The 13,084-nt window shown below is 38.2% G+C and carries 9 protein-coding genes; 1 reads left to right on the forward strand and 8 read right to left on the reverse strand.

Annotated elements, in window-relative coordinates:
- Nucleotides 1-11 precede the first annotated feature (11 nt).
- The 6 genes from T543_RS04640 to T543_RS15070 form a co-directional block, all read right to left on the reverse strand.
- Nucleotides 12-1,655 (reverse strand): glycosyltransferase family 39 protein, encoded by a 1,644-nt coding sequence (locus T543_RS04640; protein WP_035766139.1) that lies wholly within the window; start codon nucleotides 1,653-1,655, stop codon nucleotides 12-14.
- Nucleotides 1,639-2,736, reverse strand: a complete 1,098-nt coding sequence (gene leuB, locus T543_RS04645) for a 3-isopropylmalate dehydrogenase (RefSeq protein ID WP_035766140.1) — start codon at nucleotides 2,734-2,736, stop codon at nucleotides 1,639-1,641. The genes T543_RS04640 and leuB overlap by 17 nt, the downstream gene beginning before the upstream one ends.
- Nucleotides 2,737-2,915: 179 nt before the next feature.
- On the reverse strand, nucleotides 2,916-3,278 hold the full coding sequence (gene yajC, locus T543_RS04650) for a preprotein translocase subunit YajC (protein WP_242839467.1): 363 nt from the start codon (nucleotides 3,276-3,278) through the stop codon (nucleotides 2,916-2,918).
- A gap of 106 nt (nucleotides 3,279-3,384) precedes the next feature.
- Nucleotides 3,385-4,566, reverse strand: coding sequence for a tRNA guanosine(34) transglycosylase Tgt (gene tgt / locus T543_RS04655; RefSeq protein WP_035766141.1), 1,182 nt, complete (start codon nucleotides 4,564-4,566; stop codon nucleotides 3,385-3,387).
- A gap of 85 nt (nucleotides 4,567-4,651) precedes the next feature.
- Complete coding sequence (locus T543_RS15065) at nucleotides 4,652-5,647, reverse strand: M15 family metallopeptidase (protein WP_051638538.1); 996 nt, start codon at nucleotides 5,645-5,647, stop codon at nucleotides 4,652-4,654.
- Nucleotides 5,648-5,860: 213 nt separating this feature from the next.
- The gene (locus tag T543_RS15070) at nucleotides 5,861-9,349 is read right to left on the reverse strand and encodes an EAL domain-containing protein (protein WP_051638539.1); all 3,489 of its coding nucleotides are present in this window, start codon (nucleotides 9,347-9,349) and stop codon (nucleotides 5,861-5,863) included.
- Nucleotides 9,350-9,695: 346 nt separating this feature from the next.
- Between T543_RS15070 and aroC the strand changes: the two genes are divergently transcribed.
- A complete protein-coding gene (gene aroC, locus T543_RS04670) occupies nucleotides 9,696-10,793 on the forward strand; it encodes a chorismate synthase (RefSeq protein WP_035766142.1) in 1,098 nt (365 codons plus the stop codon).
- 72 nt (nucleotides 10,794-10,865) lie between these two features.
- On the opposite strand, the gene T543_RS04675 is transcribed toward aroC, so the two are convergent.
- Together T543_RS04675 and T543_RS15075 are read right to left on the reverse strand one after the other, a co-directional pair.
- Nucleotides 10,866-11,936, reverse strand: a complete 1,071-nt coding sequence (locus tag T543_RS04675) for a lactonase family protein (RefSeq protein ID WP_035766143.1) — start codon at nucleotides 11,934-11,936, stop codon at nucleotides 10,866-10,868.
- A 62-nt stretch (nucleotides 11,937-11,998) separates the two neighbouring features.
- A complete protein-coding gene (locus T543_RS15075; RefSeq protein ID WP_051638540.1) occupies nucleotides 11,999-13,081 on the reverse strand; it encodes a class II aldolase/adducin family protein in 1,083 nt (360 codons plus the stop codon).
- Nucleotides 13,082-13,084: the final 3 nt, after the last annotated feature.

Here is a 13,084-nt window from a genome sequence, read left to right on the forward strand (position 1 = left end):
AAACCTCCAATCTAATTTTTGTATAATACAAAATATTCATTTTCATAAAAAATATGCATTTCTGTATTTATATAATCCCACGGAAGCGTTTCATAGGTCTGATAAAACTTCCAGAAATCATAGCCGTTATAACCTTCCTTCATCATGTTCCTGTCGACAAGAACATAATCGCAGTCATAAACATCCGTATTGTCACAATCTATTCCAAAACCAAATTTAAGAAGATACTGCTGATCACAGTCAAGTACACACAGCTTCTTATCTTCCGAAGGATCTGCAACATAGAGCGCATTATAGCATTCAGCTTCTCTGTCACCATACTGTGCATAGTAGGATGGATTTGTAATAGAGAATATAACAAGAGCCACAACAAACGCAATAGGAAAAAGCGGAATAACATTTTTTAAAATGACATTCTTTATTCTCTTATCAACGAGCATTTTAATGTTTATTATGGCATATTCGCAAAATACCGCAATACTCATTGCAGTAATAACTCCCATATAGCTAAACACTCTGTAGTAAGGAAGCTTTGCCTGCAAAAACAGCATGATCTGAAATCCGATTGAATTTCCAACAAGTATCAGTCCAAATATCGTTCTGCTGTTTTTAAATTCAAGCACAAACTCCCATATAAATATCACAAGCCCCATCAATACTACAATTATAGTAACCAAAGGACTTATAGGATACATCCTGTCAGTCAGATCTTTTAACCACGCAAAGTAATTAAGTACAAATCCATGTCTAGATACGCTTTGAATATAAGGCTGCGAGAGCATATACGAAATACCTCTCACCACAGTTTTGAGCGGATGCCTTAAGATAACGCTTACATGAGACATTCCGTACAGGGTAGAACTCGTATCCTTTACAAGGAGATTAGATCCTATCGCAAGCCAGATTATAAGATAGAGAAAAAATGTTATCCCGGCAGCAATAAGTCCTGTAATAACCAGCTTCCTCAGCTTCCTGAAGTATCTGTTATACCAAAGAGGTTCATTTCTATCAAATGACCTCATGCCATTTACAAGAAGAAATATCCCTGCAGAAACACATGTAGGTATAACCCAGTATATACTGCTCGGAATAGTATATAGTCCAAGAACCATTGCACCTGCAAAAAGCCCATGATCTACAGGCCTGTTGTTTTCATTTCTGCAGATAATTACCAGCTGTCTTACGGTAACAAGAAAGCATGTAGTTGCAAGAGTATAGCCCCTTCCCTGAACCGCAAGTTCATTGACCTGCCAGCAACAAAAATATAATAACATCGCAATATATGCCATCCACTCATTCATAAATCTTCTTCCGATCCTGAATATAAGGAAGTTATTTACGATAGCACATATAAACGATACCCCTCTAAGTCCTATATACGGATTTGAAAACATATCCAGTATGGCGGAAAGAACAGAATATCCAACATGATTATTCGGAAGAGGCCAGTGAATGGCAGCATACAAGGGACCTCTGCTTATAAAATAGTAATATGTATACAGTTCGTCATACCATGGTGTGATATAGGCAACTCTCCAAATATAATAAAACGTAAAAAGGATCAGAGACAGAACCACAGCCATATCTACAGGCTTCTTTGGAAGGTACCCGGAAACCTCTATATTTACTTTTCTTTTATTAGATTCTCTCTGCAATCAAATCACCCATTCTGTGGCATCCACATTTTTTATCTTCAGGAGTATTTACAGATGCGCCTAAAAGATCGGTTGTTCTAAATCCCTCGGAAAGGACTTTCTTCACTGCATTCTCAATTGCATCAGCTTCCTTATCGAGTTTAAAAGTATATCTGAGCATCATTGAAGCAGACAAAATTGTAGCAATAGGATTAGCAATATCTTTTCGTGCAATATCAGGAGCACTGCCGTGGCTTGGCTCATATAAACCAAAGCTTGTTTCATTAAGAGAAGCGCTCGGAAGCATACCGATAGAGCCTGTTACCATACTTGCTTCATCTGATAAGATATCTCCAAACATATTCTCAGTAAGAACTGTGTCAAACTGTGAAGGATCCTTTACGATCTGCATTGCACAGTTATCTACAAGCATATGTTCAAGTTCAACATCAGGATAATCTTTTGCGACCTCTTCTACGACCTTTCTCCAAAGGCGTGATGAGTCAAGTACATTGGCCTTATCAACGCTAATGACTTTCTTCCTTCTCTGACGTGCAACCTCGAATGCTTTAATAGCGATTCGTCTAATCTCACTCTCTCTGTAGACAAGAGTATCTGTTGCCACCATCTCACCATCAACCTCTTTGGTTTCTCTCTCGCCAAAGTACAGACCACCGGTTAATTCTCTCATGATGAGAAGATCAAAGCCCTTATTAGCAGTTTCTTCTTTTAACGGACATGCATCCTTAAGCTCCGGATACAAAAATGCAGGTCTTAAATTAGCAAATAAATTAAGGGATTTTCTTATTTTCAAAAGACCGGCTTCCGGGCGAAGTGACGGCTCTAGTTTATACCAGGGCGAAGTACTGGTATTTCCGCCGATCGAGCCCATAAGAACAGCGTCGGATTTTTTACAGACATCTATTGTTTCATCAGTAAGAGGCACTCCGTAAGCATCGATAGAGCATCCTCCCATAAGTACGTCATTGTATGTTATCTCATGACCGTATTTTTCACACACCTTGTTAAGAACCTTCTTCGCTTCTGCGACTATCTCAGGTCCTATTCCATCCCCACTAATGCATGCAATGTTAAGCTTCATACTTGACCCTCCTTATCTATGGTCCTAAGGGGGTACCGCTTGCGGTGGATTCCTTAGGACGGTCTAATGTTTTCATAACTTGCTTTACACTACCTCAGATATGAAAAAAGTCGGCAGACTTACTTAAAAATTTGCCGACTTGTCCATTTTAATACGAATCGAAAAGATTCTCTTGTATATTATTTCTTAGCTGAATCCTTATCAGAAGATACAGCATCCTCAGGCTTCTCAACTTCAACGATAGCTTCTTTAACCATAGGAATACGGCAGTTCTTGTTGTTACCGAATTCAACGATAACAGTTGAAGACTCATCATCGATATCGATAATTGTTCCGATGAAGCCACCGGTTGTTCTTACGCTATCGCCAACAGCAAGCTGAGATAAAAGCTGAGCCTTCTGCTTCTGCTCTTTTCTCTGAGGGCGAATCATAAGCATATAAAGAACACCAAAGATAGCTACATAAATAACAATGATGAAGATACTGCTCATTCCACCTGCAGCTGCGGTGCTCTCCAAAAACATCTTATTAGCAAAACTCATTTCCAATTCCTCCAAATATCATTTAAAATTCTCGATAGCAATTTAATAATAAATCGCACATATCTAGTATCTTACAATGAAAAAGCCATTAAAACAAGTAATGTTTTTAACCCTTTTTCCAGCCCTTTGCAATATCATATTTAAACTGGCTGTCCTCAGTATCATATTCCTTAAAGCCATCAAGAGTATTTTTCTTAAACTCCTTGTATCTGCCCTCATCAAGAGCACCCCTTATATCCTCCATAAGATGGTTGTAAAAATACAGATTATGAAGCACGCAAAGTCTCATTCCAAGCATTTCTCCGGACTTAAGAAGATGTCTTATATAAGCCCTTGAATATCTCCTGCAGGCAGGACATTTACAGCCTTCTTCTATCGGTCTGCTGTCAAGTTCGTATTTAGCATTAAGAAGATTAAGGTGTCCCTTCTTGGTGTAGAGATGTCCGTGTCTTCCGTTTCTGCTTGGATATACGCAGTCAAAGAAATCAATTCCTCTGTCTACTGCTTCAAGTATATTTGCAGGAGTTCCGACACCCATAAGATAAGTAGGTTTAGCCTTGGGAAGATGATCTGTCACTATATCAAGAACGTGATACATTTCCTCATGTGACTCTCCAACAGCAAGGCCTCCCACTGCATAGCCATCAAGATCCATCTCGGATATTATCTTTGCATGTTCTATTCTTATATCATCAAAAATAGCACCCTGATTTATACCAAAGAGCATCTGATCTTTATTTATCGTATCAGGCAAAGAATTTAGTCTGTCCATCTCTTTTTTGCATCTTCTCAGCCATCTTGTAGTTCTGTCAACAGACATTTTAACGTAGTCATGATCTGCTCTTGCAGATGGGCACTCATCAAAAGCCATGGCGATCGTCGAACCGATATGAGACTGGATCCTCATGCTTTCCTCAGGTCCCATGAAAAGCTTGTGACCGTCAATATGAGATCTGAAGTACACACCTTCCTCTTTTATCCTTCTGTTCTCAGATAATGAAAAGACCTGGAATCCGCCTGAATCAGTAAGGATCGGAACCTTACAGTCCATAAATTTATGGAGACCGCCCATTTTATATATGACATCATCACCCGGTCTTAGGTGCAGATGATAGGTATTGGACAAAACAACCTGAGTTCCGATCTGCTCAAGATCCTCAGTTGATACGCCGCCCTTTATGGCAGCAACTGTTGCGACATTCATAAAAACAGGGGTCTGGATCACACCGTGAACAGTATGAAACTCACCTCTTTTTGCCATGCCTTCCTGTTTTAATAACTTATACATAAAAACCTCTTTCAAATAATAATTGTAAGCACAAATATATCATGCAGCCCGGAAATTAAAAGGCTGCCGAAAGGCAGCCCCATAATCATTCATATAAATATAAATCCCAAAACTCTTCCAAGCATAAATCATTATCATGCATAACCGTCGCCGCGTCAACACCTACGTATCTAAAATGCCACGGTTCATATTCAATGCCTGTAATATTTTCTTTTCCCTTAAGATATCTCAAACAGAAACCGTATTTATAACTGTTTTCGGCAAGCCATTTTCCAGCAGGTGTTTCACCAAATCCCTCATCCAGCTGATAATAATCTCCGCAGACAATATCAAAAGCAAGACCTATCTGATGTTCTGAAGAACCTGGAACCGTAACTGCCTGTGAAGACAGATTATAAGCATCCATGTAGGAAAAACCGGCATCCATATAATATGCTATTTTCTTTGCAAACAGACCTTCCTGTCTCTGTAAATCTCTGTAGGGAGAACAGATAACAAGTCCGACTCCATCCTTTGAAGCTGCCTTAAGCATCTCTTTTAATGGTGCTATTACTCTCTGATCGCAGTTCATTGTGGCATTTATGTTGCCAAGAGGAAACTCATAATCATCCGGGATTGGATGTTGTTTATTTACAAGAATTATCTTCCAGTCAGAAGCACTGAATTCATCTCCTGCGCCATCTTCCTTTACTAAAGCGCCGTCGGCTTCTTCAGTATCTGACTCTTCGAAGTCATCTATTGAATAAAATTCATCAGATATGACTTCTTCTGTACCTTCCTGAACCTTATCTGTCACAACCGCTGACATATCAACATCAGCCTTATCTGCAAGAACAGCATCAGACTCGGACGTAGTTGCTTCAAGAGAATCTGCGGTATAATAATCGCCCAGATCCTCAGTCCTGTCAAAGTCTGAGACAAAGCTCACGTTAAGAGACAAAGCTTCAGGATATGTGAAACTGCTGCTTGAAATAAAAAAGAACAGCATACTTGCAAGACAAGTATATCTCTTCAGATTACGGGCAAAATGAACTCCCAGCTCGTAAATCGTAAGAACTATCATTGCATAGATAAAACCCAAAAACCTTAATCTCTTGTGTTTAATGTTAAATTTGCGGACACTATCTGTTACTTTATCACGAAAGGTAGGTCCCATTTGAAGCCTGTTAGCGTGCATGGCTTATTTATCCCCATAAAAAAATATAATTATACTATGATATTATATACTAAAATTAAAGAAATATACAATAAAAATTAATATTTTTTTAAGAATCTGCGCAGAAACAGGTTGATTTTACACAAATGTCAGCGATTTGAGCTTTCTCTTATTTTCATACATATTATTGTCAGCTCGCTCGAAGACATCAGAAAATGAATCATTCTGATTAAAGCGCGACATTCCTCCCGCTACCACAACATCATTCTTCTTTTTATTTTCAATATTCTTTTTTTCAAGCTTTTTCATCAGTTTGTCTATATTCTCATAATCTACTCCCTGAGCAATTACAGAAAATTCGTCTCCGCCTATCCTGTATACAGGGCTATGCTTAAATACTTTACAGATAAGTTCGCAGCCTCGCTTTAAGTAATTGTCGCCTTCTGTATGACCTAATGTATCATTTATTTCTTTAAGGCCATTAAGGTCAAGCACAACAACTGCAAATTCAGGCACTTCTCCATCTTCTATCATAAGGTCCATACGTGCCTCAATATCTACATACGCATGCTTATTCTTAACACCTGTAAGGGCATCCGTATTTGCTTCTGTTCTGGCAACGGAAAGCATATGGGCATACTCCTGCTCCCGCTTAACCTGATCATCAATATTGACAAGACCAAAAAGAAGATAATCCTGATCATTTTCACTACTGCGCACAGCTTTTAAAGATACATAAATAAGGTCATCTTTATGTATCATCCTGAAATTGAGAATATACATGCCGCTCTCTTCAATTTTTGCAAGTACCTGCTCTTTGGAAAAAGAATCAAGGAACAGGTCTATGTCATCAACAGATACAACCTTCTTACTTCTTCTTATCATTTGGTCAAAGAAATAATCGCCGGTTTTTGCCAGTCCAAAATCCTGGATATCATTTTCTTTGCTGTATTGAACAAAAGAATCTGTTTCAGGATTGACAGCATAAATATTTATGAAATCACCTGATAGAGCATTGATCCTTCCGTAAGTTATTCTCTCTTCCTTGACTCTTTCAGCAGCTTCCTGATGCTTTATCTGTGCGTCAATATTATTTACACCTATGATGATATTATTTCCCTTGCTTCTGATGCGCACGATCTTCATATGAACATAGATAGGCTTACCATCCTTAATAAGCCTGTATGTAAGGGTAAAATGTCCCCTCTCATTAAGCCCCTTTATGATCCTTTCTTTGTTGAAAGACTCTCTGACATATTCGATATCATCTTCATATATTTGTTCTGTTAAATGATTTTTTGTATCACCAAAAAAATCATCCCCGTGTCTTTCAATCCCAAAATTACCAAAGCTTTCGCTTGAAGAATACTCAGTATATTTTCCGGAATCAAGATCTACATAATACAGATAGATATAATCTGTAGAAAGAGCTTCAGCGATATATGCGTAAGTAAGGCTGCTTTTGGATCCTGCATCTTCAGTAACACCCAGAATTACACATACAAGCGCAGCTACTTTTGTTATAGGATTTATGGCTATCCTTTTTGCAAAAACATTTATCAGAGTTCCATCATCCGTAAGCTCATCCATAATTATGTTTCTGCCATCCTGAGCACATTGGCGCGCAGCATTAATAAAAGTACTTCCGGGTTTATTGCCTACTTTATCAAAAAATATTTCCTTCTGATTTGAAATATTAAAATAATTTCTTTGTGCATATTCCCTATATGATCTGTTACATCTAAGAAGTGACATTTTTTCATCACTTATTTCTACGATAGTCATTGGAAATGTATCAAAATAATTGTTCAGTGTATCGCTCTTATCACCTGAAAATGACAGGTCATAAAGATTGATCTTGCCCAATGCCTCATAGTATTCTGACTCATCCGGATTTTCAAACCCTATCTGTATTCCGAGCCTGTATCTGTTTAATATTGTTTCGAGCGGAACCGGCTGGCAGTAATAATATCCCTGAAGCTTGGTACATCCAACTTCCATCAAAAACTCTGCCTGTTCCCTTGTTTCAACGCCTTCTGCAACTGTTTCTATTCCAAGGCCAAGTGCCATTCTGACTATTTCGGTAATGATGATCTTGCTCTTATCATTCTCATAGAAATTGCGCATAAACTGCATATCAAGTTTAATGGTATCAAAAGAAATCTTCTGAAGAATTTCAGGAGATGAATAACCGCTACCATAATCGTCCATCCAGACCTTGAATCCAAGTTCTCTGAAGCGGTCAATCTGTAGTTTCATATAATCAACATTATTGCCTATAGTACTTTCGGTAATTTCAATTGTAAGCTTACTCGGATCAAGGTTCGCTTTATCTATAAGTTTCTTTACTTCCAAGACAATATCGCAGGATTCAAAATCCGAACGTGACAGATTAACAGACTGAGGTACAACATAGAGTCCTGCCTCCTTCTGTTTTTTCATCTTTTCTATTATCATTTCAGTCATGTACAGATCAAGTTTATAAACCAGTCTGCAGTCCTCAAGAACCGGGATAAAATCAGATGGCTCAAATGTACCCTTTTCTTTATCAACCCACCTTGCAAGAGCCTCTTCATCACTTACTCTGCCATTTGCAGATCTGACAATAGGCTGATAATAAATATTTATCCAATTGTTTTCTATAGCCTTATCAAGGTTCTCAATAAAATATCTTCTATTTTCCTCTTTGACAAACATATCGTCATCAAAGAAGTTTATTTGATTGATATAAGTCTGCCTGTTCTTATTGCAGGCTATTCTTGCTCTGTCACAGGCTGTACTGATATCTACATCGTCGCCTCTGTCTTTATATACACCTACTCTTATAGGTAAAATTTTTCCGTCATTTACATCCTGACATGAATCCAGAAAGAGCCTTGTCGTTTTTTCTACGTCCATAGCCCTTGTATAGACAACAAAATGATCGCCACCAAATCTGGAGCAGGATTCATTTCCAAAATAACCTACCAGGTTCCTTGCAACTGCCCTTATAAGTTTATTTCCCTCTGCAAATCCGTATTTTTGATTAAAATTTTTCATTCCGGACAGATCAATAAATAAAAGAGCGCCGTTTTCGCCATTTCGTAAGAATTCTCTTCTGCCGGCTTCTGCAAGTTCAAAGAAATATGACATACTTGGAAGGCCTGTCAGATAATCATAATTGACCTTGTTGTATAATCTGCTTTCATGTATAACCTTATTGATGGAGCCATCGAAATCAAACAGATTCTTGTCCCCATTTTCAACGTAATCGCCTTCATATGTATACCATATTATAGCCAGGCGAACTCCCTCTTCTTTGTATACATGTTTGCCATGAGCATTAATAATTATATATTTGTCCTTAATCTTTGATCTGTAAAAAACATTATACTCGCCGCCTTCTGTTGCAAAACGATAGGCAGCATCCGCTATTCTGGCAGCATCATCGGGATATGTATCGCGATACATATCGTTATCCATGAGAAAATAAGCTTCCTTTCTGTCATCAAAATCAAATATATCAAGAAAGCCTTGTGACAAAGCAATAGTTACAACTCTCTTGTTGATAAACTGATACACCGCCATGGGTATAACATTGTTTTCTATCATCTTTAATTCTTCTTCAGGATAACAATACTTTTTCATTTGCCATTATTTCCTTTTGTATAAAAAATCAATAATATATATCAAAACAAAAAGTATAATTACATTAATTATCTTTTATATTATATTATATATTTTTTTACCAAAAACCATTTATTTTAAAATTTTATTTAGTTTTTATTATTTAGTTGATCAAAACTATTATTGTTAACATTCCAAGAAGCCAAATATCCGCACATATTCTTCTTTTGCAAAATTATATTCATCTAGATGCATAATTTATCGTTATCTGCTAAAATCAAGTTGTTTGTATGTTAATACTGTCTGTTTTATCATCTTTTTGACATTCAATATAATTTGGCTTTCTTTGATAGAGGAGATTTCTAATATGAGTGGTTCAAGCTTTGGAAAAAATCTAATGTTAACAACCTTCGGTGAATCGCATGGCGCAGGGCTCGGAGCAGTTCTTGACGGATTCCCAGCGGGTATGCAGTTATCGGAAAGTGACATTCAGAAGTTCTTAAACAGAAGAAAACCCGGAACATCCAGTATCACTACCCCAAGAAAAGAAAATGATGAAGTAGAAATATTATCCGGAGTATTTGAAGGTAAAACCACCGGTACTCCTATAGCTATGCTGATAAGAAACACTTCCCAGAGATCTGCAGATTACAGCGAAATAGCATCCTATTATCGCCCCGGTCACGCTGATTTTGGTTTTGATACAAAATACGGATTTAGAGACTACAGAGGCGGCGGAAGGTCTTCGGGCAGGGAAACGATAGGACGCGTTTGCGCAGGTTCTATCTGTTCAAAGCTCCTTAGCGAGATGGGAATTAGTGTATATGCTTATACCAGATCAATTGGCGATGTAGAAATAGATTACAACAACTTTAATAGAGACAGTATCGCCAAAACCATTACATGTATGCCTGATGAGGATGCCGATAAAAGGGCCACTATATTAATTGAAAGATACAAAAAGGAGCAGGATTCAGTTGGCGGAGTTATTGAGTGTGTCATCAAAAATGCACCTGCCGGAATAGGCGAACCCGTATTTGATAAGCTAGATGCGATGCTCTCTCATGCAGTTATGAGTATCGGCGCAGTTAAAGCAGTGGAAATAGGCGATGGCGTGATTGCATCAAGGGTTAGAGGAAGCGAAAACAACGATCAGTTTTGCATAGATAATGGCAAAGTTTCCAAAAAGACAAATCATTCAGGAGGAATCCTTGGAGGAATGAGCGATGGCACTGATATTATTTTGCGCGCTCATATAAAGCCTACTCCCAGCATTTCTTCTTCGCAGTCAACAGTTAATAAAAATGGCGAAGAAATAGATATATCCATAGGAGGAAGGCACGACCCCGTAATTGTTCCAAGAGCTGTCGTTGTCGTTGAATCAATGTGTGCCTTTACTCTTCTTGACCTGATGATGAGCAACATGCACTCACAGGCAGCATATTTAAAAGATTTCTATAAATAAAATATGAGCGTAAAAAGACCCGAAGATTTTGAAAAAATCTTCGGGTCTTTATTTTGTCTTAATATCTGATCATCAGCCAAGCTTATGGAAGATAATGCAGTTAGGTCTGTCTACTGACAGCTCAGGACCGTTCATTACAAGTGTACCCTTATCAAAGTCAACCGTGAAGAATGTCATTGTATTTGACTCATGGTTAAGTGAGACAATGTGCTTGTTATCAGGAAAAAGCATAGCATCCTTAGGATACTCGCCTGATACAGGAAGCTCGATCTTCTTGGTAAGAAGTCCTGTTTCCTGATCTGCACTGTAAATAATAACGTTGTTCTCACCGGCAACTGAGCTGACAAGATATCTGTAATCATCTGAGAACTTAAGTGCACTAGAAGCAACACCGATCGTATCGTTTTCATCAGAATTCTGAACTGACTGAACCTCTTCAAATTCCGGGTCCCCGTCGTTATCTGTATAAGCATATACGCTTATGCTGCACTGCTGCTCAAATACTACGTATAAGAATCTTCCGTCTTTTGAAAATCTCATATGTCTGGGAGAAGATTCCTGATCGCAATGGATAACACCTGCATCATGGATCTTACCGTTTACAGTATCGAATTTGTAAACATTAACTCTGTCCATTCCAAGATCAGCTGCGCAAAGGTATTTATTATCCTTTGTTATCTTGATGCACTGAACATGCGGAACATGATTACGTCCTGCAATGGTACCAAGACCCTTGTGGAACTTCTCATCGGTTATCTTACCGATACTACCGTCCTTGTTGAGTTCAAGGATGGTGATCTTGCCGTCATGGTATCCTGCGCAAACAAGGAAATTATCATTCTGGTCTGTGTTGATATAGCATCCTCTCATTCCGTTAATGGATGCTTTATTGAGAAACTTAAGTCCTCCGTCGGGCTCTATGAAATAAGCCTCAACACCAGAGTCGGTTATTGAATAGAGGTATTTCTTATTGTGCGACAGACTGATGTATGAAGAGTTGGTGATCTGAACCTTCTCCTTCTCAGTCATTCTTCCGTTTTCTACATCAACGTCGTAGATACGAATTCCGTGGCTATCCTGGGAGCCTGATGTGTAGCTGGCAACATATGCCACATATTTATCATTTTTAGATGCTTTAGCCATAAAATTACACCTCGCAATGTAAGTTTTCTTTTTATAAGTTTAGCACAAACTACAAGGGTTTGTCATTTTACTAAATGAGATAAATTACTATAATTCTTCCTGTAGTTACTATTCATTTTATAGCAGTCAAAATATGACAGGAAATTCCCTTTACCAAATCTGGTTGCAGCGATATGCGCAAGGCAGCCTTTATCAAGAACTATGGCACATGCCATCGCTTCATCCCTGGATTCTCCAAGGCAATATGCTCCGTCATTATAAGAAAAAACAGCATTTACCGTTTTCTTTACGGATTTCCTCTGACCTTCTGATGTCGGAATTCTTATACCTGTTCCAACTATCTGAGCAAAGTCATCAAGTAAAGGCTTCATGTGATTGGCTCTTCTTGATATAAGAAGTACCGCCTCAGATCTGATGTGATAAATATATTTTACATCACTTCTTTTTGCATAAATAAGCTCATGTATCTGTTTTACTCTGTTTGGAGTGTCAGCCTTTTCATATACTATCTTTCCGTTTTCAAGATAGCTGCTGTAGCCTTCGTCTGTTGCAGGTTTTATCTGCGTTCTGCAGATTGTATTTATATAAGCCTTAGACGCCTTTTCAAGTCTGTAGGCCTCATTAACAGCTTCCTGCGCACTTCTTCCAAATGACACGGAGCCGTGATTGGACATTATTATGCTCTTCGTCTCAGGAAAAAGGTTTGCAGATTTTTTTACATTCTCTGCAAGCTTTGTAGTTCCGGGTAGTGCATAATCCGCAATAGGAAATGCTATACGTACATTATTTTTTTCTACTTTAAGCTTGGTTTTTCCAAGAGTTCCAACAAGGCTTGCATAGGTCTGATGCGTGTGCACTATAAACTCTGCATCTCTTCTTGATGAGTAGATTGCCTTATGGACCAGCATCTCACTGGATGGCTTAAATTCGCCCTCATAAGACAAGTCATTCATATCAACAACAGGAAGCATTAAAGGCTCTAAGTCCTCGTATTTTATTCCGCTTGGTGTGATCAAAAAATGTTCATCGTCAAGTTTTGCACTAACATTTCCCCATGTTCTTACTATAAGGCCGTTATCAAGTAAAGATAAACACACATCAATGATATCCTGTCTAAGCTTTTGTATCTCTTCTTTTGTCTTCATAAA

The sequence above is a fragment of the Butyrivibrio sp. NC2002 genome, from assembly GCF_000702265.1.
Lineage (GTDB): Bacteria > Bacillota > Clostridia > Lachnospirales > Lachnospiraceae > Butyrivibrio.